The sequence below is a fragment of the Halopseudomonas sp. Lyrl_26 genome, assembly GCF_051948695.1.
Lineage (GTDB): Bacteria > Pseudomonadota > Gammaproteobacteria > Pseudomonadales > Pseudomonadaceae > Halopseudomonas > Halopseudomonas formosensis.
Genome location: NZ_JAYJLH010000002.1, coordinates 240,905 through 264,623, shown reverse-complemented (window position 1 = coordinate 264,623; position 23,719 = coordinate 240,905). Strand labels below are relative to the sequence as shown.

Below are 23,719 nucleotides of genomic sequence, written 5' to 3'. Positions count from 1 at the left end.
CAACTGGCCTGCATGGTATCAATCACTTATTTTTGCAGCGGCGGCCACTGCCGGGCGGTATGCACGACATTCAATATTCGCACCTGCGTTCCCACGATGTCATACACGACCATATAGCTGCCATGGACGACCAGCTCAAAGGTGTCCGGCGCCCTCCCGCCCCGGCCGATTCTCGGGAAATCCAGGAGCACTGCTGTTCTTTCTGCTATCAGGTCATCAAGTGCCAGGGCAGCAAGCGGATTGTCTTCCTCGATGTAGTCGTAAATGTCTTCACGATCCCTGACGGCTTCTGGCGTCCATAGCAGCTCCATCATTCAGGTGCAGCCATACGGGCGCGGGTCGCTGCGCGGCGAGCGGCAAAGCGGGCTTCGACATCAGACGCGGGAATCAGGTTGCCAGCCTCCGCAGACGCCCGCGACTGCTCGACCTTCTTCGCCAGCCAGGCATCGTATTGCTGTGCTTCTTCCTGCTGGGCCACGTAACTGCGCATGAAGTCGCGAAGAAGCTGGGCTCCGGTACGGTCATTAGCTTTGGCGGCGTTGGCAAACTCAGCCTTCAGAGCGTCATCGACTCGAAAAGTAAAAGTGGCATCACTCATGGCACCATCCTCATGTGTTACACGCAATGTGCAGAGTAGCACTACACCCTGAATGTCTCTATGAGATTGATGTCCATAGCAGAGGGTGACCTGCACCCGAGTTTGCCTTCACCAGCGGTACAGTAGCGGTACACACATCAGTTTTGGCCACCTGCGAAATCACAGATTTCGGTCGCTCCAGCGGCGCAAAGCTGCGCTTTACGAAACCCCGCCTGCGTTCTGCTGGACTCACCATCTCCGTTGGTCAACGGATCTCATCTCCAAACTCAGCGCACGGCCCCGGCCGCCCCTTCGATGGTCTGCTGCGCTGCGGGGTGTTTCAGTTTCCAGGTCATCAGCAGCACCAGCAGCATGCCGCCCAGCAGGCAGACCCAGGCCCATTCGAGGGAAGCGGTGGTGTCGCGGATGAGGCCTGCCAGCAGGGGCATGAGGGCGGCTATGGTATAGCCGCCGCCCTGGACGAAGGCCAGCAGTGCGCCGGCCTCGGAGGGCGTGCGGGCGTGGTCGAGGGTGACGATCAGCTGCAGCGGGAAGAGCGCGCCTATACCCAGCCCGACCAGCAGTACCGCAGGCAGCATCAGCTCGATGGGCGAGATGATCAGACAGCCGAGGCCGGCGAGGATGATGCAGAGCACCAGGCTCAGCAGTGGCCGGCGATCGGGGAAGCGGTGTACCAGGGAGGACACCAGCAGCCCGGCAACCACCTCCATCGCCGAGACGGCGCCCAGCAGCAGACCGCCCCGCGACGCACTCAGACCCAGATCCATGTAGTACACAGGCAGCCAGGCCAGCACCAGGGTGTAGGCGCAGGTGCCGATACCGAAGTAGGCCATCAGTGCCCAGGCCCGGGATCGACGCCAGGGCAGCACCGGGCTCTCGCTGTGGCGCTGCTGACTGCCGGCGTGGCGCAGCCAGGCAACCAGCGCCAGCAAGGCGGGCAGCATGGCCGAGCCCAGCACCAGGCGCCATCCCGCAGCCTCGGCGGCAGGCGCGGCGCCGGCGGCAGCGACCACGGCTCCGCCCATGATACCTGTGGTGAACAGCCCCATGAGCGAACCGGCCCGCGCCGGGTGGTGACGCTTGAGCCAGGCAGGCATCAAGGCCTGCACCATGGCGATACCCGTACCCGCCACCGCCGCCGACAGAATCAATGTCGCTGCCGTGTCGATGACGAAGCGCACCGTTCCCGCCAGCACTATCAGCAGCATGCCCAGGGCTATGCCGCGGACCTCCCCTATCCGCCGCTGCAACCAGGGACCGCCCAGGGCGCAGATGCCCATCAGCAGTACCGGCAGGGTGGTGAGCAGGCTGGCCTGAGTGCTGCTCAAGCCCAGATCCTGCTGCAGCACATCGAGAAGCGGCCCTACCGCAGCCATGATCGGGCGCAGATTGAGACCAATGAGCAATGCAAGCACCGCGACGAGCGCGTACCTGGGAGTAGAGGACATCGATTGTTCCGGGAATGGAAAGAGTTGAAGCAGGCGCCCATTCTAGCACAGGGGCGACTCTGCCCCATTATCGAGCGGGGCGGGAACAGCAGAGCGGCCTATTGCCGGCCGCTCGAGGGCATTACAGGTTGGGTTCAGTCCTGCTCCAGGGACTCCACGCCGATCTGATCCCAGACTTCCATGGCCAGATGGAAGGCGCCGTTAGCGGCGGGAATGCCACAGTAGATGGCGCTGTGGATCAGCACCTCCTTGATCTCGTCGCGCGTCACTCCGTTATTGCGCGCCGCCTTGAGGTGCATCTGCAGCTCGTCCCTGTGGTTCATGGCGATCAGCATGGAGATGGTGATCAGACTGCGGGTATGGCGGGACAGTCCCGGGCGGGTCCAGGTGTCACCCCAGGCGTGGCGGGTGATGAGCTCCTGGAACTCCTCGTTGAAGGGCGTGCGGCTGGCCAGCGAGCGGTCTACATGGGCGTCGCCCAGTACCGCGCGGCGTACCTTCAGGCCTTCTTCATAACGCTGTTTCTCATCCATTGTGCATGTCTCGTTGTAGCTGTTCATGTTCGCGGCAGGCCTGCTCGACCCAGCGGGCGGCCTGACCTGTGTAGTTGGCCGGATCCAGCAACCGGTCGATCAGATCACCGCTCAGATGTTCCGTGACCCCGGGCTCGGCATGCAGCACCTCGCCCAGATGGCGGCCCTGCTCCACTGCTCTGCGGCAGCACTGTTCCAGCAGGTGGTGGGCGTCCTGCCGTCCCAGATGCCGGGCAAGCTCGACGCTGACCGGCTCCGCCAGGATAAGACCACGGGTCTGCTCCAGGTTGCGCAGCATGCGCTCGGTGTCCACCTCCAGCCCGGCCGCCAGTTGGCTGGCCTGGTCTATGGCACCGGACACCAGACAGCACAGCTCAGGCAGGCTGTCCCACTCGGCATGCCACAGACCCAGGCTGCGCTCGTGTTCCTGGGGCATGGCCGACAACAGGGTGGCAACCAGCCCGGGAGCGCGGGTGCCGGCATGGATCAGTACAGCAGCGCCGACCGGGTTACGCTTGTGCGGCATGGTCGAGGAGCCACCCTTGCCCGGCGCGGCCGGCTCGAATACCTCACCGGCCTCGGTCTGCATGAGCAGGCTGAAATCCCGACCCAGCTTGCCCAGGGTACCGGCCAGACTGCCGAGCCAGCCGGCCAGTTCGGCCAGACGGTCGCGCTGGGTGTGCCAGGGCTGTTCGGGCAGGCTGAGTTGCAGCTCATCGGCCAGCGCCTCGGCCACCGGCCAGGCCTGTTCGCCGAGTGCCGCCAGGGTGCCCGAGGCGCCACCGAATTGGAGGCTGAGCAGACGATGGCGCATCTCCTGCAGACGCAGGCGATGGCGGCTGACCGAGCCCAGCACGCTGGCCAGTTTCATCCCCAGGGTGACCGGGGTGGCGTGCTGCAGCCAGGTGCGGCCGGGCATCACGGTAGCCGCATGCCGGCGGGCCTGGGCACTCAGCTGCTCGCCCAGCTCCGCCAGTTGCTGCTCCAGCAAGTCGACCGCCCGGCGCAACTGCAGCACCAGGCCGGTGTCCATGGCATCCTGACTGGTCGCACCCAGATGCAGATAGCGCTCGGCCTCCGGCGACTCGGCGGCAATCTGCCGACCGAGCATCTTCACCAGTGGAATGGCGGTGTTGCCGGCCAGTACTATGGCCTGGGCCAGCGCATCCAGATCCATATCCTGTGCCTGGCAATGGCGGCCGATGACCTCGGCCGCCTCGGCGGGCACCAGCCCCACCCGGGCCTGGGCACGTGCCAGCGCCGCCTCGAACTCGAGCATGCCGGCTACACGGCCGCGGTCACAGAAGAGTTCCCGCATCCGGCCGTAGCCGAAGTAGGGTTCGAGCAGGCGGTTGGCTGTTTCGTTCAAGGCGTTACCCCTCGGGTCAGAAGTCGAAGAACACGGTTTCCCGGTCGCCCTGCACCCGGATATCGAAGCGGTAGGTGTCCGGCGACTCGGTGCAGCGGCTGGCCACCAGAGTCAGACGACGCTCCGGCTGCTCGATCAGCCCGAGAACGGGATCGGCGGCGTTGGCCTCGGCCTCGTCCTCGAAATAGATGCGGGTCTGCAACTGAATATTGATGCCCCGGGCGAAGAGCGCAACATTTATATGGGGCGCCATGGGTACGCCGGCGGCATTCTTCACCACACCCGGCTTGACCGTGTGCAGCTCCCACTCGCCGGTATCGAAGATGGTGGCGGCCCGGCCGAAGGAGTTGAAGCTGTTTTCGGTGCGGTACTCGGTCTGGTAGTTGCCTTCGCTGTCCGCCTGCCAGAACTCCAGGAAGGCGTCACGCATCAGGTGGCCGTTGCCGTCGAAGACGCGGCCAACCACACGGATATGCTCGCCGGCGGCCTCGGATGCGGCCAGACGGTTGAGGATTTCCACCTCCCGCTCGGGGTTGCCGGCGGCAGCCAGAGCCAGGCCGATGTGGACGTAGGGACCTGCGGTCTGGGAAGGGGTTTCAGGCAGCAATTGCTTGGTCATCGCAGGATCTCCTCACTGGTTCTCGAAATGGGTCTGACGCTGACCGCGCAGCACGATGTCGAAACGGTAGGCCAGCGCATCCATCGGGTTGGCCATGCCCATGTCCAGATGGGCGATCAGCGACTGGGCCGCATCCTCGTTCAGGGTGCGGATGATCGGGCACATGGGCACCAGCGGATCGCCCTCGAAGTACAGCTGGGTGATCAGACGGGTGGCAATGGCCGGACCACTGACGGAAAAGTGGATGTGCGACGGACGCCAGTCATTGGGACCATTGCGCCAGGGATAGGGGCCCGGCTTGATGGTGCGGAACATGTAACGCCCATCACGATCGGTCAGGGTACGGCCGACACCACCGAAGTTGGGGTCCAGGGGAGCCAGGTAGCGGTCATTCTTGTGACGGTACCGGCCGCCGGCGTTGGCCTGCCAGATCTCGACCAGGGTATTGGGCACGGGCTTACCGTACTGATCAAGCACACGACCGTGAACAATGATGCGCTCACCGACCGGCAGCGCGCCGGTGTTGAAGTTCAGCAGCAGGTCGTTGTCATGCTTGCCGAAGCCCAGGTGACTGAAATCCGGGCCTGTGGTTTCCGAGACCGACTGCGGAATGCTCACCAGCGCCTGGCGCGGGGAGCGGGTGATGGAGGTCTTGTAGTCGGGGAAGTATGCCTTGGGATGACGACCGTTACGGTCACGTATAACAAAACGGCTTTCTTGATCTGAGTGCATGGTCATTCTCCTGTTGCCTGCCGGCATTCTGTCCGGCGGGGCAGGGAGAAGCCAATGAAATCACGTCGCCCTCACATAACCGTATGGTTATGACATGTTGTGGGTCGCCAGCGTTCTCAGCTCCTCCAGACACCACTGCAACGCCACACTCTGGTGCATCATGGGATTGGTGCATACGCCGATGGAACCGCCGGCCAGGTTGGCGGGAATGGCCAGCGCCTGCAGCAACCCGCCGGCCAGATCCTCGCGCACCGCATCATGGGGTGCGATCCACACTGCCTGAGCGGTCAGCGCATAGCGCCGGGCCAGTGTATTGGACAGGGTTTCCAGGCAACGGATCGGCAGTCGCGCACCGGTCTGCAGCAGCAGGCTGTCGGCATGCTGGCGGATGGTGGTGCCGGGCAGCGGCAGCACCATGGGAAAGTCCGCCAGCCGCCCCGGCAGCAGATCACTGGAGCAATTCTGCAGCGGATGTCCGGGTGCGACTACGAATCTGAGCTCATCACCATAGAGGTGTTCGAACTGCAATCCGGCCAGATGGGGACTGTCGCTCAGGCGCCCCACCACCAGGTCTACCTCGCCGCTGCGCAGCAGCCCCAGCAGGTAGACAGCGGGGCCGTTCTGCACGCTGATGCGCAAGCCCTGGTGATGCAGGTGCAGACGACTGATGATCTCCGGCATCAGCCAGGTCTCCACCGAGGACAGCACCCCCAGACGCAGCTCCCCGGCCTTGAACTCGTCGCTGCGCAGATTCTCGATGCCCCGGCGCAGCGCCTGCAGACTTGGGCCGGCCACGTGCAGGAAAGCCGTACCGGCCTCGGTCAGCACCACCCCCTGGCGGTTGCGCTCGAACAGCCGGTTGCACAGCAGCTCCTCGAGTTCGCGCAGGGTCTTGGACACCGCCGGCTGGCTGATCGCCAGGGCATCAGCCGCGCGCTGGACGCTGCCCTGACGGGCAACCTCCAGGAAGCAGTGCAGGTGCCTGAGCTTGATGCGGTTATCGGGATTCATTGATGCCCTGCCTGCCGCCATGCAGGCGGAACTCCCGGGGAGGCACCCCGGTATAACGCTTGAAGAAGCGCGAGAAGTACGCCGGCTCGGTAAAGCCCAGACTGTCGGACACCTCGCTCACCGTCATGCTGGTGTAGACCAGACAGCGCTTGGCCTCCAGCACCAGTCGCTGATGCACCACCTGCAGAGCGGACTGATGGCACAGCCGTCGGCACAGGGAATTGAGGTGCGGGGTGCTGATCTTCAGCTGGCTGGCATAGCGCTCGATGGGCCAGTGTTCACGGAAATGCTGCTCGAGCAGCTCAAGAAAACGGGCGACGTACTCCTCGCCCCGGTCCAGACTGCTGCGGATGCCGCCGGTCTCCCGCTCGCGCCGGTGCAACCAGATCAGCAGCACCTTGACCAGCGAGGCCAGCATGGCATCACGCCCCTCCTCCCGGCCCTGATAGTCCAACCACAGGCGTTCGAACAGGCTGGTCATGAACAGATGGTCGTCGTGCTCCAGCAGATGGCAATGGGGTGAGGTCAGCAGCCGGGTACCCATGGTCTGCGCCGAGTCCTCCACCAGGGGCAGCGCCAGACTGAGGATGAAGCCATTCACATCCTCGGCAAAGCGGAAGCCATGTACGCAGAGCGGGGGCACCACCTGCAGCGCCGGCTGGCGAAAACTCAGCTCCCGGCCCTCGATTTCCAGCGTGGCGTGGCCATGCTGTACATAGAGCACCTGGACCAGGTCCGCATGCTGATGCGGGTGGATATGCCAGTCATGCAGCACGCTGCGCTCGGCGATGGACTCCATATGCAACAGGTCAGGTGCCGACCAGTTGACCGTCTCGCCATACAGCTTGAAGACCGGCACCTCCTTTATTGCGCTCATGTGAAATCCTCGAAAAGTACAAGTATTGAATCTGATACTGCCTTCCCGGCGCCGCATATTCAACGAAATATATAAAACAATCAGATTCAAATAACGATAACCAGAGGTGAGCCATGAAAACACAAGTCGCCATCATCGGAGCCGGCCCCAGCGGATTGCTGCTGGGTCAACTGCTGCACAAGGCCGGTATCGACAACATCATCATTGAACGCCAGTCCCCGGACTATGTTCTGGGACGTATCCGTGCCGGCATTCTCGAGCAGGGCATGGTCGATCTGCTGCGTGAGGCCGGCGCCAGTGAGCGCATGGACCGTGAAGGCATCGTCCACGACGGCATCGAAATCGCCTTTGAAGGCCGCAGCGAGCGCCTGGACCTGAAGGAGCTGACCGGAGGCAAGACAGTCATGGTCTACGGTCAGACCGAGATCACCCGCGACCTGATGGAAGCCCGCGCCGCCAGCGGTCAGACCACCCTGTACCAGGTACCGGATGTGGCCATTCATGACGCCAGGAGCGACAAACCCTACCTGACCTTCACCCATGAAGGCCAGCAGGTTCGGCTGGACTGCGACTACATCGCCGGCTGCGACGGTTTCCATGGTGTGGCACGCCGCTCCATTCCGGAAGACTCGATCAAGACCTTCGAGCGGGTCTACCCCTTCGGCTGGCTGGGTCTGCTGTCCGACACTCCGCCGGTCAGCGATGAGCTGATCTATCTGAACCACGAGCGTGGTTTTGTCCTGTGCAGCATGCGCTCGGCGACCCGTTCGCGCTACTACCTGCAGGTCAACCTGGCCGAGAAGGTCGAGGACTGGAGCGACGAGCGCTTCTGGGAAGAGCTCAAGCGCCGCCTGCCTGACGAGGTGGCAGCAAAGTTGGTTACCGGCCCGTCGCTGGAGAAGAGCATCGCCCCGCTGCGCAGCTTCGTGGTCGAGCCCATGCAGTATGGCCGCCTGTTCCTGGTCGGCGACGCCGCCCACATTGTTCCGCCCACCGGTGCCAAGGGTCTGAACCTGGCTGCCAGCGACGTGAACAGCCTGTACCGCATTCTGGTGAAGGTGTATCAGGAAGGCCGTACCGACCTGCTGGAGCGCTACTCCGAGTTCTGTCTGGAGCGTATCTGGAAGGCCGAGCGCTTCTCCTGGTGGATGACCTCCATGCTGCACCAGTTCCCGGACATGGACGACTTCAGCCAGCGCATCCAGAGCAGCGAGCTGGACTACTTCGTCGGTTCGGTGGCGGGTCAGACCACCATCGCCGAGAACTACGTCGGTCTGCCCTACCCCGACATCAGGTAATCCCGCTGATCTGAGGCGGCCCCGGCGGGGCCGCCGTTGCCTGCCTCAATCCAGCACCTTCGGCTGACCTGCGTCCCGTGGCGTCAGCAGCAGATACAGCGCCGGCACCACGAAGAGTGCCAGCACCGACACCGAAATCAGTCCGAAAATGATGACCAGCGTCAGCGGCCGGTAGAAGGCGCTGCTGACGGCCAGCGGCACCAGCCCGACGATGGTGGTCACAGCGGTGGTCAGCAACGGACGCAGACGTCGGGCCGAGCCGGCGGCGGCGGCCTCGGCAATCCCCATCCCCTCCCTGATGAAGCTGTTCATGGTGTCGACCATGATGATGCCGTTGTTGATGGCGATGCCGATCAGCGACACCAGGCCTATCATGGCGAAGAAGCTGAAGGTGATATCAAAGGCCCAGAACCCCAATGCGGTTCCTATGATCGCCAGCGGCATGGTGGCGAAGATGATCAGGGCCTGGCGGAAACTGTTGAACAGGATCACCAGCACGCCCACCACCAGCACTATGGCAATGACCAGCGCGATCAGGGCCGAACCGAAGGTCTCGCTGGTATCGGCCGCCTCACCACCGATCACGGTGCGGTAACCCGCCGGCCAGTCCGCCTGAATCTCGTCCAGCCGAGGCTGCAGCTCGGCCATGATCTCGCCGACGGTGCGGCCCTCGTTCTTGCCCATGACGGTGATGGCGCGCTCGCCGTTGACGTGGGATATGGCGATGGCCGCCTCGGACTGGTTCGGTTTGAGCAGCTGGCGCATGTCGATGGAACGGCCGTCCTGGGTGAAGACCCGCACCCGGGACAACTCCTCGATATTGCGCGGACCGCCCGTCTCACCGGGGCGGCTGGGCCATTCGGTACCCAGGCGGATATCGATGTCATCATCCTCATCACCGGTGACGAACAGCCCTATCTCGTCCGAACTGAAGGCAATGCGCAGCTGGGAGGCCAGATCCCCGTGGTCTATGCCGAAGAAGTCCGCCGCCTCCCGGTCGGGCTGCAGCGCCAGCTGGGGCTTGAGCATGCCGATATTGTCCCGGACATCCACCACCCCATCCAGCTCGGCCAGCAGGGTCTGAACCTGACGGGACAACCGCTGCAGCTCATCCATGTCCGCGCCGATCAGCTGGATCTCGATGGGGTCGCCGGTGGTCGGGCTACTGGATTCGGCCACCACCAGCAGCTGCGCCGCCGCCACCCGCTGTTCCAGATAATCGGAAAGCTCCTGGCGCAGGGCGTCGGCCAGCTCGTAGGAGGTCGCGTCACGCTCCTCCAGCGGCCGGAAAATCGCGGAAAAGCCGATATAGTTCTCCGCCTCGCTGGGTTGCAGGTTGGCCGCCATCGAGCCGCTGGCGAAGGGACTCTTGAGCCCGACCAGCTTGACCACGCTCTCGAAGTACGGCTTGCCGCGCAGCATCTCGCCCACCTCGTCGGCAATGACCTGGGAGCCGGCCAGCTGGGTGGTCGGCGGCAGCTCTATGTTGATCCCCAGCCGCTCACCGTCCGTGGGCGGGAAGAGTTCGACGCGGGCCTGACTGAAGGCCAGCATCGACAGGAAGAATACCCCCAGCGCCGCCACCACCCAGAGCCAGGCGCGACGCCGGCTGGCCACCACCCAGCGCGCATTCCAGCTTTCCAGCGTGCTCACCGCCCGGGCGGTGACCCGGTCCGACAGGCCCTGGCGCTCGGCCTGCGCTGCCGGTCGCTGTTTCCCAAGCAGAGCCCGGGACAGCGGCAGGGTACAGAGCATGGCGACGATGAAAGCCAGTACCAGACAGACCACGGTGGTGGTGGGCAGCACCCGGATGAACTCGCCGACAGTGCCACTGATGGACATCAGCGGGGCCAGCGCCAGTATGGTGGTGATCTGTGCGGCGAAGGCCGGCAGACCATAGCGGCTGACGGTGGCCAGCACGCCCTGGCCGAAGGTCTTGCCGCCGTTGTAGATCTCGTCGTGCAGGCCCTCCAGCAGAATGATGAACACATCGACGATCATCACCAGCGCGATCACCATGCCGATGATCACCAGCTCGTTGAGCGAATACCCCATCAGCCAGATGACCAGCAGCACTCCGGCGAAGGTGACGGGCACCGACAGGCCGGCAATGATCGCCTCGCGCCAGGCGATGGTCAGCAGCAGGATGGCAAAGACCACCACCATGGTCTGCAACGCACTGACGAAGACATCGGACAGCGAGTCCCATATCTGCTCGGCCTCATCCTGGGTGACGGTGTAGTCCAGCCCGGACGGCCAGCTGCCCTGGTTGCGCATGTCCTCCAGAGCCTCACGCAGGGTGGCCACCAGGTTGACCGTATCGGCACCCGGGGTCTTGCGCACCGACATCTCCAGGGACTGGGCATAGGTCCCGCCTTCTCCGCTGAAGAAGGCCCGGCTGGTTTCGGTTTCCTGCATGCGCCGGACGGTGGCGACCTCATCAAGACGTATCGGGCGCCCTGCGCCCACACCGCTGAGGCGGGCCACCGGCAGGGCACGCAGATCATCCACGTCGCGGAACCGGCCCTCCAGGCGAACCACGGCACCGATGTCGTCACTGTGAATCTCGCCGAAGGGCTGCTCCACGTTGGCCTGTTGTACGGCATTGCGCACGGCGGAGGGGGACAGCCCGAGCGCCAGCATGCGCTCGGGACGCAGGAGTATCTGCACTATCTCTTCGCGTTCACCACCGATGTTGACTTCGTTGACCCCGGGCAGCCGTTCCAGCGTATCGCGGATACGTCTGGCCTGCTGGTTCATGGTGGCCGAGCCGATATCCCCGTGCAGGGTGAAGGTAAGAATCGGCAGCTGGTCCACGGAGGCCTGTTCGATCGCCGGGCGGTCCACCTCGTCCGGCAGCTCCGCCTCGGCATCCGCCACGGCGGCACGCAGCCGGGTCATGGCGTCCACCGGGTCGATGGAGGCGTCGAACTCCACCGAAATCACCGAGAAGGAGTCGTAGGAGGCGCTGTCCACCCGGCGTACGCCCTCCAGGGTGGTCACCTCGTCCTCGATGATATCGGTGACCTGCTCCTCGATGGTGCGCGGGTCGGCGCCCGGCCAGGCGGTGGTGATGGTGGCCTGGGGAATGTCCAGATCGGGCAACGACTCCTTGACCAGCTGCAGGTAGGCCATCCAGCCCCCCAGAGCCAGGGTCACCAGCAGCAGAATGCCAAACACCGGCTGCAGGAAGAAGAAGCGTGCGAGCGGGTGCGCGCTGCGCACCTCCTCGGTCTCCACCGGCACCTCTGCGCCATCCCCGGCCCGGTGCTGATCAGGCTCGGTCATGGCTGCGCTCCGTCCGTATCCAGAACCCGAACCGGCTGGCCGTCGTTGAGCGCGGCGCGTCCATCGGTTACCACCAGCTCGCCCTGCTCCAGCCCCTCGGTCACCGCTCGGTAGGCGCCGGCCTGCTGGCCGAGCTCGACCCGACGCTCGCTGACCCGCCCGGTGTCCTCGTTCAGAACCAGCACGAAGGACTGGTCGTTGCGGTAGCGCAGCGCTTCCAGCGGCACACTCAGCACCTCGTTCTCCGGCGGGCGGGCAATCCACACCGCGACGAACTCGCCGTCCTGCAGTCGAGGATTGTCACCTTCGGTATGAACTATCACTTCGAAGGTGCGGGTTTCCGGGTCCAGCGAGGGGCTCACCGCATGCACCTTGCCCAGCACCTGCTGTTCGCGCTGCAACGGGTCCATGCCCTGTCCGTCCCGGGGGGGCGTATCGCCGATCACCGCCCGGGATCCGACAGCAATCTGCCGGTAGACATAGGACGGCAGGTCCACCCGCACTTCGAAACGATCAGGATCTATCACCAGCGCCGGGACGGTGCGCAGGGCATTCTGCTCGGTATTGGTCTGCACCACGCTGGGATTGAAATAGCGCCCCTGCTCCACGTTCAGCCGCGCCAGTACGCCATCGATGGGCGATACCAGTCTGGACTCGTCGACGGTCAACTGCGACTGGGCCAGCTGGGCCTTGCTGTTGTCGCGAATGGCCTTGGCCTGCTCCACCTGCACCACTGCCTGATCCAGCTCCTGCCGCGAGGCCGAGCGCTGCTCGATCAGCGTCTCGTACCGCCGCCGGGTCACCTCAGCCAGCGCCAGGTTGGCCTCGGCCTCGGCGAGGGCTGCCCGAGCCGCCTGCAGCTCCGCCTGCACCCTGTCCGGGGCCTGGTGGGCGATCAGCTGTCCCTTCTTCACCGGGCTGCCGACACGCAGCTCCGGATCCACGTAGGACACGGTTCCCTGCTGGGTGAAAGTGAGAAATTCGCGCTGTCTGGATCGGGCGGTACCCTGACTGTAGACCCAGGACTGCAGGGTGCGCGGCTCCACCGCCGTCACCCGGACACTGACCGGTCGTGCCTGGCCGACGCTGTCCTGACCGGTCTGCTCGGCGGCCTGCTCCGGTTCGCTGCCGCCCCCGCAGCCGGCGGCGAGCAGGACTCCGGTCAGCAGCAGATACAGGCGAGGGCGGGTGGCGTTGAATGTCTTCATGGGCGATCGGCGGTCCTGGCTGGGGTGTCCTGGGGGGCAGGTTCGGCGGCCTCGATGCGGGGTTCGAAGCCACCGCCAAGGGCCAGATGCAGGGAGATGCGATTTTCAATCCGGGCATGCCGGGCACTGATGTAGGCGCTGCGCCCGTCAAGGGCGCGTTGCTGACTCTCGAGCACATTGAGAAAGGGGTCTATGCCCTGCTGGTAACGGTTGTAGGACACCCGTACCGCCTCCTCGGCAGCCGTCGCGGAGGCATCGAGGCTGTCCTCGCGCCGGGCCAGAAGATCGTCCACGGCGAGCAGGCTCTCCACTTCGGCCAGGGCATTGAGCGCGGTTTCCACATAGCTGTGCAGCGCCTCGCTCTGCTGCCCCTCGGCAATGTCCACCTGGGCCACCAGCCTGCCGCCCTGGAAGATGGGTTGCATCAGCTGACCGGCGATGGACCAGACCAGATTGCTGCTGTCGAACAGGCCGGACAGCTGGTCGCTGCTGTACCCCGCCGAGCCGGTCAGGGCCAGACTGGGCAGGAAGGAACGCTCCGCCGCGCCCAGTTGGTACCCCGCCGCCCGCAGGGCCAGCTCGGCGGCACGCACATCCGGGCGGCGCTCCAGCAGCTCGGCGGGCACGCCGGCGGCAGGGCGTGCGGGCACCTCGGGCAGCGCCCCGGCGGTAGTCAGCGCGCCGCTGGGGTAATAGCCGAGCAATACATCCAGCTGCCGGCGGATGCGCGCCAGTGCCTCACGGCGCTGCTCCAGTCCGGCCCGGGCCGAGCCGAGATTGGCCTCGGCCAGCATCGCATCAGTCGGCGAGGCGATACCCACATCGACCCGGTTGCTGATCTGCCTGGCCATTTCGGCCAGGGTATCGACGGTGCGCGCCGACAACTCCTCCTGGGCCCGGGCGTGCACCACGTCGTAGTACAGCTGCACCACCTGGGCGGCGACAGACTGGCGCGCCCCACGCAGCTGCTCGGCACTGGCCAGGAACTCGGCCTGGGCTGCGGAGCTGGCGGCGGCCAGGCGGCCCCACAGATCCAGCTCCCAGCTGACGTCCAGGGAGGCACTGTGGTTGTTGCTGATGAAGCTCAGCTCGTCATCGACAAATTCGCCCAGAGGCCCGGCCATGCTACCCATGTTCTGTCGCTGTCTGGCACTGGTGAATCCGATTCCGGCCTGGGGAAGCCGCTCACCCCGGTGCAGCCTGACCCGCGCCTCGGCCACACTGGCCCTGGCCAGTGCCTGGGCTACACCGGGATTGCGTACCAGAGCGGTATCGACAAAAGATTCCAGCAGCGGATCCTCGAACTCGGTCCACCAGCGTTCGGTGGGCTGAAAAGGTTCGGCGAGGGAAGAGTCGAAACGATCAGGCAGGTCAAAGGGCAGCTGCGGCTCCGCTGGGGGTGCCACGCTGCAGGCCCCGAGCAGGGTCAACGAAAGCAGAAGCAACGTGCCGGGCCACCCCGGGAAGAAGCTGAAATTCATTCACCGTCCCTATCCTGACTGAAGAGCGGCGATCCCGCCGCGATAGTGCCGCTGAAACACTACTCTCAAGACCCTGGCGGTAGCGGAAAATTCCCTCAGCCGCGCCCCAGACGGATGAGCATGCGCCGGTACCAGGGTAGCCGCTGCTGCTCCTCCGGCGAAGGCCATTTGATTTTCTTGGCCTCGCACTCGACGATGCCATTGGCCCCCAGTCGCAGGCGCCAGCGCTGGGCCGTGGAATAATCCTGATCCGCTTCGGTTGCCACCAGCAGCAGATTATAGTCGTGCTGCTTCTCGATCGGATGGGCATCCACCGCAGCGAAGGGATCCTCCTCACCGGCCGGGGCGAACAAGCGGTTGCGGGTCGGCTCGATCAGCTCGCACAGCGGTTCGCAATCCAGGTTCAGCCGCTCCTGTATCTCGTTCTGCTCCAGGGCGTCCCTGTCCAGATACAGCTGCGTGCGGTAGCACACTATGTGTCTGTCTTCCCCCGCCCACTTGCCCGAGCGTTCGGCTATCTCGCGCGGCAGGTCCGTGACCTTGCAGTAGTCCAGCCAGATCAGCTGCTGGGCCATGGACTTGTGGGTGTAGGGCATCAGCAGACGGCTTTTCCAGCGTGGCCGGCCCTTGCGCAGCCAACTGGTGACCAGGGTATTGAGGTCATCGCGCAGCAGATCCCGGATGCCATAGATCAGTGCGATACCCAGCAGCAGGGTGATCGACAGGTGACTGGCGCTGCGCGCATTGAACAGCACGTAGGTGAACAGGCCCATGATCAGGGTGGTATTGGCTGCCTTGACCAGCTTGCGGGTTGCCGAGCCCAGCTCCGTCAGCTTGGCCCGCAGCAGAACCGGGTATTCGAGCAACCGGTGATACAGACTCATGCGGTTCCACACCCGGGTCGGCTTGCCATGGAAGTCCGCCAGGTACTCCCGCTCCTTGCGTATGCGGTATTCCTCCAGCAGGAATTCGCGCACCGACTCGCGCAGATCACTGTCCAGCTCCTGATAGCCTTCCAGCGTCATGCATTCGAGCAGGAACTGTTCGGCATACCAGGAAAAATAGATATCCATCTGCCGGAAATAGCGTTGCTGGCCGCTCTGCTCCGGGACGGTGCGGCGCAGCCGCAGGGCGTAGGTCTCGCTCAGGCGCAGGCCCCGTGCAATGGTCTCGGCATTGGCCACGCCGGTACTCTGCAGTTGCTGGCGGAGGCGGTCCATCGAGGCGGTATAGCGGAACAGCCAGGAGCCGTAGGTGATCTCGTAATGGGGCGACAACAGGGCAAAGCTGCTGTCATCCTTGCTGAGCCGGTCCTGGGCGGGCAGCCCGAGCAGGCCGAAGCGGTGCAGCATGGCACGGAAGTAGAATTGCTGCTCCGTCAGGGTCCAGGCAGCGAAGTTGCTCTCGTGGGGTGTGAACAGGTAGAGCTCGAGGGTATAACGCCCGGGCTTCTTCAGGGTGCGGGTCAACTGCAGCCGATAATCGCCCTTGCGTTTGAGTGAGAACAATCGCAGCCCTCCCCTGCAGCCATGGAACCGGGACCAGAGGGTCCGAAGAGCATCAGTCTACCACGAGCGGCTGCAGTACCGAGGGGTGGGCGGGAGGAGGCCAGAAACAGAAAACCCCGCAGGCAGAGCGGTGTAAACACCACCCTGCCTGCGGGGATTTTGCAGAATAACGTCCTGGTCTTCCGTAACGCTGGTCACATCCTGTGACTGTCCCTGCGTCCCTGTCACTACTTTGCGCTTCCTGCGCTGCGTCCCTGCGATTGCCATATTAGGCAAGCGGCAGAGGCGTACATAGAGGCGATTGTCACTATCTTCTGTACGCCTTTTCCTACCCCGACGCGTCACTCAGAACTGGGCGGCGTCCAGCTCGAACAGTACTTCACTGCCGGCCCGGACCGATTCGCTGAGCGAGTGGATGCGCGGCAGCAGTCGCTGGAAGAAGAACCGGGCAGTACCCAGCTTGGCCTGATAGAAACCGTCGGCGTCCTCTGCTGCGTCCAGCGCAACCCTGGCCATGCGTGCCCACATGTAGGCGTAGGCGGTGTAACCGAAGGCATGCAGATACTCGACCGAGGCCGCGCCGATTTCATTGGGGTTGGCGCGGCTGCGCTCGATCACCAGATCGGTCAGCTGCTGCAGGCTGTCCAGCGCCGCCGCCAGGGGCTGCACGAACTCCTGCATCTGGCCGGCGTCGTTGCCGGCGATGAAACCGCGGATCTCATCGGCAAATACCTTGAAGTAAGCGCCGCCGTTGGCCACTGTCTTGCGTCCCATCAGATCCAGCGCCTGGATACCGTTGGTACCTTCATAGATCTGGGCGATGCGGACGTCACGTACCAGCTGCTCCTGACCCCACTCGCGGATGTAGCCATGGCCACCGAACACCTGCTGGCCGTGAACACAGTTCTCGAACCCGACATCGGTGAAAAAGGCCTTGGCGACCGGTGTCAGCAGGGCTACCAGATCCTCGCCCTTGCGGCGGATCGCCTCGTCCTCGGCAAACTTGCTGATATCCAGCTGCATGCCCACATAGGTGGAGAACGCCCGGCTGCCCTCGGTCATGGCCTTCATGGTCAGCAGCATGCGGCGCACATCCGGGTGCACGATGATGGGGTCGGCGGCCTTGTCCGGCTGCACCGCACCGGTCGGCGCACGGCTCTGGATACGTTCGCGGGCGTAGGCCACAGCGCTCTGGTAGGAGGCCTCGGCGCAGCCGATACCCTGAATGCCAATGGACAGGCGCTCGTAGTTCATCATGGTGAACATGGCATTGAGCCCCTTGTTCAGCTCACCGATGAGATAGCCCCTGGCGCCATCGAAGTTCATCACGCAGGTCGCCGAGCCCTTGATGCCCATCTTGTGTTCGATGGAGCCACAGCTCACGGCGTTGCGCTCGCCCAGGCTGCCGTCCTCGTTGACCAGGAACTTGGGCACCAGAAACAGGGAGATCCCCTTGGGACCGGCCGGCGCATCGGGCAGCTTGGCCAGCACCAGGTGAATGATGTTCTCGGTCAGGTCATGCTCACCGCCGGTGATGAAGATCTTGGTACCCGTGACCGAGTAGCTGCCATCGGCTTCGGGCACGGCGCGGGTGCGGATGATGCCCAGATCGGTGCCCGCGTGGGGCTCGGTGAGGCACATGGTGCCCGCCCAGTTGCCGGAGTACATGTGGGGCAGGTACTTCTGCTTGAGTTCCTCGCTGCCATGGGCATCCAGCGCCAGGGTGCTGCCGGCGGTCAGGGCAACATAGAGGGCGAAGCTGCTGTTGGCGCCATAGAGCATCTCCTCGACCTGTACGCCGAGGGTCTTGGGCATGCCCATGCCGCCGAATTCCGGGTTACCGCCCAGACCGACCCAGCCGCCTGCGGCATAGGTGGCATAAGCCTCCCTGAATCCGTCGGGGGTGGTCACCTGGCCGTCGTTCCACACCGCTCCCTGTTCATCGCCGTTGCGGTTCAGCGGGGCTATGGTCTGCGAGGTAATCTTGCCGGCCTCTTCCAGCATGGCATCGGCAGTCTCGGCATCGATGGCGCCGTCCAGGCCTGGCAGGCTCTGCCACAGCTTGTCAGCTTCAAAGACCTCGTTCAGCACAAAGCGGATATCACGCAGGGGGGCTTGGTACTCAGCCATGGTAACTCCTCAGCAATCAATAAGAAGCCGGCTCAGCCGGATCAGTGGCCTGATTGTAGTCTGAGAACTTTTCAAACGATAGCGTCTTGTTATGACTTTTTCTTATCCATTAGTCATATTTCGCTTTGCGCGATGCCGCCGTCGGAGCCGCCCAATAAAAAAGGCCTGCGCCCGATTGCGGACGCAGACCTTGATGGCCGGGAGCCTGTTATCAATGGATCAGAAGTGCTCCGCGCCCAGCTGCATCAGGCTGTCGGCACCCGCCTCGAGGGCCGCCACGTGGGCCTGGGCGCGGGGCAGCAGACGCTTGAAGTAGAACTGCTGGGTCGCCAGCTTGGCCTGATAGAAGCCCTGTTCGCTGGTACCGGCGTCCAGTTTCTGCTGGGCTACCACGGCCATCTTCAGCCAGAAGAAAGCGTGGATGACATAACCGGAGAACATCAGGAAGTCCATGGCCGCTGCGCCGACTTCCTCACGGTTCTGCATGGAACGGACCGCGATCTGCTGGGTCAGGTCGCCCCACTGCCTGTTCAGCCTGACCAGATCAGCCACATAGCCGCCAAGCTGGGCATGGCCCTCGTGGCTCTGGCAGAACAGGTGAACCTGCTTGCTGAAGGCGCGCAGCAGCTTGCCCTGGCTCATCAGTACCTTGCGGCCCAGGAGGTCCAGCGCCTGGATGCCGTTGGTCCCTTCATAGATGGGAGCGATACGGCAATCACGTACCTGCTGTTCCTGACCCCACTCGCGGATGTAGCCATGGCCGCCGAACACCTGCATGCCGAGCAGGGTGGTTTCCAGGCCGGTTTCGGTCATGAAGGCCTTGCAGATGGGGGTGAGGAAGGCGAGCTGGTCCTCGGCATCGGCACGCACGGCCTCATCCTTCGAATAGTGGGCGTTGTCGAGCAGCTGGGCGGTGTAATAGGCCAGCGCGCGGTTGCCCTCGTTGAACGCCTTCATGGTCAGCAGCATGCGGCGCACATCAGGATGCACGATAATGGGATCGGCCGGCTTGCCAGGTTCGGCGGGACCGGACAGCGAGCGCATCTGCAGACGGTCCTTGGCGTAGGCCAGGGCATTCTGGTAGGACACTTCGCCGTGACACAGCCCCTGCATGCCGGTACCCAGGCGGGCACTGTTCATCATGGTGAACATGCAGGCCAGACCCTTGTTGATCTCGCCGATCAGAAAGCCGGTAGCGCCATCGAAGTTCATCACGCAGGTGGCCGACGCCTTGATGCCCATCTTGTGCTCGATGGAGCCGCACTTGACCGCATTGCGCTCGCCGACCTCGCCGTTGGCGTCGGGCAGGAACTTGGGCACGATGAACAGCGAGATTCCCTTGGTGCCTTCCGGTGCGTCGGGCAGCTTGGCCAGCACCAGGTGGACGATGTTCTCCGCCAGGTCGTGCTCGCCGGAGGAAATGAAGATCTTGGTGCCGGTGACCGCGTAGGTGCCGTCAGCCTGGGGCACTGCACGGGTCTTGATCAGACCCAGATCGGTACCGCAGTGCGGCTCGGTCAGACACATGGTGCCGGTCCAGTAACCGGGCACCAGCTTGTTCAGGTACAGCTGCTTCTGCTCCGGAGTACCGTGGGCGCGGATAGCCGCGGCACAACCGTGGGTCAGACCGGGATACATGTTCCAGGCATAGTTGGCCGATGCGGTCATCTCGTTGACCACCAGGCCCAGGGAGGCGGGCAGTCCCTGGCCGCCGTACTCCACCGGCCCGCTCATGGCTGCCCAGCCGTTCTCCACGTACTGCTGGTAGGCTTCCTTGAAGCCCTTGGGTGTGGTCACCACCCCGTCCTCGAAGTGGCAGCCCTCTTCGTCACCGGTGCGGTTCAGCGGCGCCAGCACCTCGGAAGCGAACTTGGCACTCTCCTCCAGTACTGCGTCAACCAGATCCGGGGTGGCGTCGGTCAGGCCATGGGCAGCATAGCTGCCGGCAAAGTCGAAAACCTCGTCCATGACAAAGCGCATGTCGCGCAGGGGGGCGTTATAGCTGGGCATCATCATCTCCGGTGCAATGGCGTTGTATGTCATTCATACAGACGTTTGACACTAATGTGCCGCTGACCAGCCAGTCAACGAAAAAGCCCGCCCATTACACCGCTTGATACGGGTCCATAACACAGGCAGCATGATCTGATCCTCACCCCCTTGGCATACCCATGACGACACTGGCAGACCTGCAATTCGACAACCGCTTCGCCCGCCTGGGTGACCGCTTTTCCACTGCGGTCATGCCCGAGCCGTTGAGCAATCCCCGGCTGGTGGTCGCCAGCAGCGAGGCGGCCGAGCTCCTGGGGCTGGATCCGGCGGAGGCAGACAACCCGCTGTTCACCGAACTGTTTTCCGGCCGGACGCTGTGGCGGGACGCCGAGCCCCGGGCCATGGTGTATTCGGGACATCAGTTCGGCATCTACAACCCCCAGCTGGGGGACGGCCGCGGGCTGCTGCTGGGTGAGGTGGTCAACCATCGTGGTGAGCACTGGGACCTGCATCTGAAGGGTGCCGGCAGCACGCCGTACTCGCGGATGGGTGATGGGCGCGCAGTCCTGCGCTCGTCGATCCGCGAGTTCCTGGCCTCCGAAGCCCTGCCGGCGCTGGGCATCCCCAGCAGCCGGGCACTGTGCGTTACCCTGGGTGATAACCCGGTGCGCCGGGAGCGCATGGAACGGGCCGCCATGCTGCTGCGACTGGCGCCCTCGCATATCCGCTTCGGGCATTTCGAGTTTTTCTACTACACCGACCAGCTGGACGAACTGCGCCAACTGATCGATTTCACCCTGCAGACCTGCTACCCCCATTGCCAGCAGGCAGAACAGCCTCTGCTCGCCATGTTCCGCGAGGTTGCGCGGCGCACCATGCACATGGTGGCGCACTGGCAGGCCTATGGTTTCTGCCATGGGGTAATGAATACCGACAACATGTCGATCCTGGGCATCACCTTCGATTTCGGACCCTATGCCTTTCTCGACGACTATGACGCCGGACACATCTGCAACCATTCCGATGACGCCGGTCGCTACGCCTTCAACCGCCAGCCGGTGATCGCCCACTGGAACCTGGCCTGCCTGGCTCAGGCGCTGGTGCCCTTCCTGGATGTGGAGACGCTGAAGACCGAGCTGGGTCAGATCATGCCGCGCTACGAGGCCGAATATCGGCGGTTGATGCATGCCCGCCTGGGCTGGGCCGGCGAGCAACCGGGGGATGACGCTCTGCTCGCAGAGCTGCTCGGGCTGATGCAGGCCAGCGCCGCAGACTACCATTTGACGCTGCGCCTGCTGGCCGAGGATGACCCGACAAGCCGCGATCACTTCATCGACCGCGACGCCGCAGACGACTGGCTGGCCCGTCACCGGGCGCGGCAGGCAATGAACAGCAGCGCGCTGGCCGGTCGCCTGCTGTGCAACCCGGTGTATGTATTGCGCAACTATCTGGCCCAGCAGGCCATCAGTGCCGCTGAGCAGGAAGACTTCAGCGAGGTACGGCGCCTGCACCAGATACTGCGCCAGCCATTCACCCGGGTGTCGGGACTGGAAGCCTACGCCGCTCCCCCGCCGGACTGGGGCCGTCGGCTGGAGATCAGCTGTTCCTCTTAACGACCAGCTCCAGACAAATAGATATATCAGACTGATTGCTTATTCTTTTTTTGAATCCGCAAATAAAATTCAGGTCTTTTACAGAGCTGTTCCAAAACGTTAGGGTAGCGGCAGCTTGGTTCCCGGTGCGGAACCGATACCTCACACGAGATTCAGGTTGCCGATGAACTGGGAAACACTCTCCATGCTGGGCGTGGCCGCCCTGCTGTGCTGGGTCATGTATGCCTTCGTCCGGGAAAAATTCAGCCCGGATATCGTGGTGGGCATTGCCGTGGCCGTTCTGCTGGCCAGCACCCTGCTGACCCCGGCCGAGGTTCTCGGCGTCCTGTCCAACAGCGCCCCCATCACCATTGCCTGCATGTTTGTTCTCTCCGCCGCGCTGGAGCGTACCGGCTGCGTCGAACGACTCGGCAGCATACTTGCCCGCATCGGCGGCACCAGCCCTACCCGCATGCTGTTTGCCCTGCTGCTCACCGCCATGCTGCTGTCCACCTTCATCAACAATACGCCCGTGGTGGCCATCCTCACCCCGGTGGCGGTCACGCTGGCGGCGCGGGTCGGCAGCAAGGCCTCGAAACTGCTGATCCCGCTGTCCTATGCCACCATTCTGGGCGGCAGCATGACCATGATAGGCACTTCAACCAATATCCTGGTGGACGGCGTGGCGCGTCAGCAGGGGCTGGCCCCTTTCGGCATGTTCGAGATTTCCCTGGCCGGCGCCATCTATGCGGCCATCGGCCTGACCTTCATCATGCTGTTCGGCAAACGCCTGCTTCCCGATCGCGACAGCCTCTCCGAGCGTCTGCGTCCCCAGCGCAGCCGTACTTTCATGACCGAGCTGCTGGTGCCCCAGGGCTCGCCCGTGGTCGACAGAACCATTGCCGACGCCCAGCTCAACGGCGACAGCGGAATCAAGGTGCTGAAGATCTTCCGCGGCGAGGATGAACTGTCCACACCGATCAATACCACCACCCTGCAGGCCGGGGATCGTCTTATCCTGCATGCCGGCATGCGGGACTTCGTTGAACTGCGCCATACCGGCGTGCTGGAGTTCAACCGCGACCAGCGTTTCGAGACCATCTCCACCCGGGATGTGGTGCTGGCCGAAGCCGTGGTGGCGCGCAGCTCGCGCTATATCAACCGTCCCATGCGCGACCTCAACCTGACCGCCCGTTACGGCATCCATGTATTGGCCGTGCACCGCCAGGACGAGCACATCCAGGACAACCTGGATGACTTCGAGCTGCAGTTCGGTGATGTGATGCTGGTTGAGGGGTCGCCCGCACAGATCCGCAAGTTTGCCGACAACGGTGACCTGATCAGTCTCAACACCGTGCAGGAGCGGGCTTACCGCCGGAGCAAGGCGCCCATCGCCATTGCGGCGGTCGTTGCGGTGATGAGCCTGGCCGCCATGGGTGTCATGCCTATCGAGGGGCTGGCGATCATTGCCGCCGCCGTGGTGGTGGCTACCGGCTGCCTGGATGTGGAGGATGCCTACAAGGCCATCGACTGGAAGATACTGTCGCTGATCTTCGGCATGCTGGCGATCAGCATCGCCATGGACAAGGTTGGTCTGGTGGACAGCATAGTGGCCCAGGTCATGACCCTGTCGCCCTGGCTGGGCCCCCTGTTCATGCTGTCCTTCATCTACCTGCTGACATCCACCCTGACCGAGATCGTCAGCAACAATGCGGTCGCCGTACTGCTGACGCCGATTGCCATCGGGGTTGCCCATCAGCTGGGCGCCGACCCGCGTCCCTTCGTGGTCGCGGTCATGTTCGCTGCCAGCGCCAGTTTCGCCACGCCCATCGGCTACCAGACCAATACTCTGGTCTACAGTGCCGGCGGCTACAGATTCATGGACTTCGTGCGTATCGGCCTGCCACTGAACCTGATCATGTGGGCCACGGCTACGGTCATCATCCCGCTGATCTGGCCTCTGTTCCCGGCGTGAGGCGCCGAGCGAGCAATAAAAAAGGGCCTGCACAAGCAGGCCCTTTTCAATCCAGCGGCG

18 protein-coding genes are annotated in these 23,719 nt (G+C 63.8%); 3 read left to right on the top strand and 15 right to left on the bottom strand.

Features of this window, described 5'->3' with window-relative positions; translation table 11 throughout:
* Positions 1-26: 26 nt before the first annotated feature.
* The 9 genes from VF673_RS04535 to VF673_RS04495 form a co-directional block, all read right to left on the bottom strand.
* Positions 27-314, bottom strand: coding sequence for a type II toxin-antitoxin system RelE/ParE family toxin (locus VF673_RS04535; protein ID WP_440291056.1), 288 nt, complete (start codon positions 312-314; stop codon positions 27-29).
* Positions 311-598: a CopG family ribbon-helix-helix protein gene (locus VF673_RS04530; protein ID WP_440291055.1), complete on the bottom strand. Its 288-nt coding sequence runs from the start codon at positions 596-598 to the stop codon at positions 311-313. Before VF673_RS04530 ends, VF673_RS04535 begins: the two co-directional genes overlap by 4 nt.
* A 266-nt stretch (positions 599-864) precedes the next feature.
* The gene (locus VF673_RS04525; RefSeq protein ID WP_440291146.1) at positions 865-2,013 is read right to left on the bottom strand and encodes an MFS transporter; all 1,149 of its coding nucleotides are present in this window, start codon (positions 2,011-2,013) and stop codon (positions 865-867) included.
* A gap of 167 nt (positions 2,014-2,180) precedes the next feature.
* Entirely contained in the window at positions 2,181-2,579 is a 399-nt protein-coding gene (gene pcaC, locus VF673_RS04520) for a 4-carboxymuconolactone decarboxylase (RefSeq protein WP_090538726.1), read from the bottom strand.
* On the bottom strand, positions 2,572-3,948 hold the full coding sequence (locus VF673_RS04515; RefSeq protein WP_440291054.1) for a 3-carboxy-cis,cis-muconate cycloisomerase: 1,377 nt from the start codon (positions 3,946-3,948) through the stop codon (positions 2,572-2,574). The genes pcaC and VF673_RS04515 overlap by 8 nt, the downstream gene beginning before the upstream one ends.
* Before the next feature lie 16 nt (positions 3,949-3,964).
* On the bottom strand, positions 3,965-4,567 hold the full coding sequence (pcaG, locus tag VF673_RS04510) for a protocatechuate 3,4-dioxygenase subunit alpha (RefSeq protein ID WP_273125742.1): 603 nt from the start codon (positions 4,565-4,567) through the stop codon (positions 3,965-3,967).
* A 12-nt stretch (positions 4,568-4,579) separates the two neighbouring features.
* On the bottom strand, positions 4,580-5,299 hold the full coding sequence (gene pcaH / locus VF673_RS04505) for a protocatechuate 3,4-dioxygenase subunit beta (protein ID WP_273125744.1): 720 nt from the start codon (positions 5,297-5,299) through the stop codon (positions 4,580-4,582).
* Positions 5,300-5,386: 87 nt separating this feature from the next.
* Positions 5,387-6,310, bottom strand: coding sequence for a pca operon transcription factor PcaQ (pcaQ, locus tag VF673_RS04500; RefSeq protein WP_440291053.1), 924 nt, complete (start codon positions 6,308-6,310; stop codon positions 5,387-5,389).
* Positions 6,297-7,187, bottom strand: coding sequence for a helix-turn-helix domain-containing protein (locus VF673_RS04495; protein WP_320330516.1), 891 nt, complete (start codon positions 7,185-7,187; stop codon positions 6,297-6,299). The genes pcaQ and VF673_RS04495 overlap by 14 nt, the downstream gene beginning before the upstream one ends.
* 113 nt (positions 7,188-7,300) lie before the next feature.
* Between VF673_RS04495 and pobA the strand changes: the two genes are divergently transcribed.
* Positions 7,301-8,485: a 4-hydroxybenzoate 3-monooxygenase gene (gene pobA / locus VF673_RS04490; RefSeq protein WP_440291052.1), complete on the top strand. Its 1,185-nt coding sequence runs from the start codon at positions 7,301-7,303 to the stop codon at positions 8,483-8,485.
* A 45-nt stretch (positions 8,486-8,530) separates the two neighbouring features.
* On the opposite strand, the gene VF673_RS04485 is transcribed toward pobA, so the two are convergent.
* The 6 genes from VF673_RS04485 to VF673_RS04460 all read right to left on the bottom strand — a co-directional run bounded on the left by VF673_RS04485 (position 8,531) and on the right by VF673_RS04460 (position 20,110).
* The gene (locus tag VF673_RS04485; RefSeq protein WP_440291051.1) at positions 8,531-11,773 is read right to left on the bottom strand and encodes an efflux RND transporter permease subunit; all 3,243 of its coding nucleotides are present in this window, start codon (positions 11,771-11,773) and stop codon (positions 8,531-8,533) included.
* Positions 11,770-12,981: an efflux RND transporter periplasmic adaptor subunit gene (locus VF673_RS04480; protein WP_440291050.1), complete on the bottom strand. Its 1,212-nt coding sequence runs from the start codon at positions 12,979-12,981 to the stop codon at positions 11,770-11,772. Before VF673_RS04480 ends, VF673_RS04485 begins: the two co-directional genes overlap by 4 nt.
* Positions 12,978-14,462 (bottom strand): efflux transporter outer membrane subunit, encoded by a 1,485-nt coding sequence (locus tag VF673_RS04475; protein ID WP_440291049.1) that lies wholly within the window; start codon positions 14,460-14,462, stop codon positions 12,978-12,980. The genes VF673_RS04480 and VF673_RS04475 overlap by 4 nt, the downstream gene beginning before the upstream one ends.
* A gap of 95 nt (positions 14,463-14,557) precedes the next feature.
* Positions 14,558-15,970, bottom strand: coding sequence for a hypothetical protein (locus VF673_RS04470; RefSeq protein WP_440291048.1), 1,413 nt, complete (start codon positions 15,968-15,970; stop codon positions 14,558-14,560).
* A gap of 345 nt (positions 15,971-16,315) precedes the next feature.
* On the bottom strand, positions 16,316-18,100 hold the full coding sequence (locus tag VF673_RS04465) for an acyl-CoA dehydrogenase C-terminal domain-containing protein (RefSeq protein ID WP_440291047.1): 1,785 nt from the start codon (positions 18,098-18,100) through the stop codon (positions 16,316-16,318).
* Positions 18,101-18,319: 219 nt separating this feature from the next.
* Complete coding sequence (locus VF673_RS04460; protein ID WP_440291145.1) at positions 18,320-20,110, bottom strand: acyl-CoA dehydrogenase C-terminal domain-containing protein; 1,791 nt, start codon at positions 20,108-20,110, stop codon at positions 18,320-18,322.
* A 161-nt stretch (positions 20,111-20,271) separates the two neighbouring features.
* Here VF673_RS04460 and selO point away from each other — a divergent pair, with 161 nt between their 5' ends.
* Positions 20,272-21,705: a protein adenylyltransferase SelO gene (gene selO / locus VF673_RS04455; RefSeq protein ID WP_440291046.1), complete on the top strand. Its 1,434-nt coding sequence runs from the start codon at positions 20,272-20,274 to the stop codon at positions 21,703-21,705.
* A 163-nt stretch (positions 21,706-21,868) separates the two neighbouring features.
* Positions 21,869-23,659: an SLC13 family permease gene (locus tag VF673_RS04450; RefSeq protein ID WP_440291045.1), complete on the top strand. Its 1,791-nt coding sequence runs from the start codon at positions 21,869-21,871 to the stop codon at positions 23,657-23,659.
* The last annotated feature ends 60 nt before the right edge of the window (positions 23,660-23,719 follow it).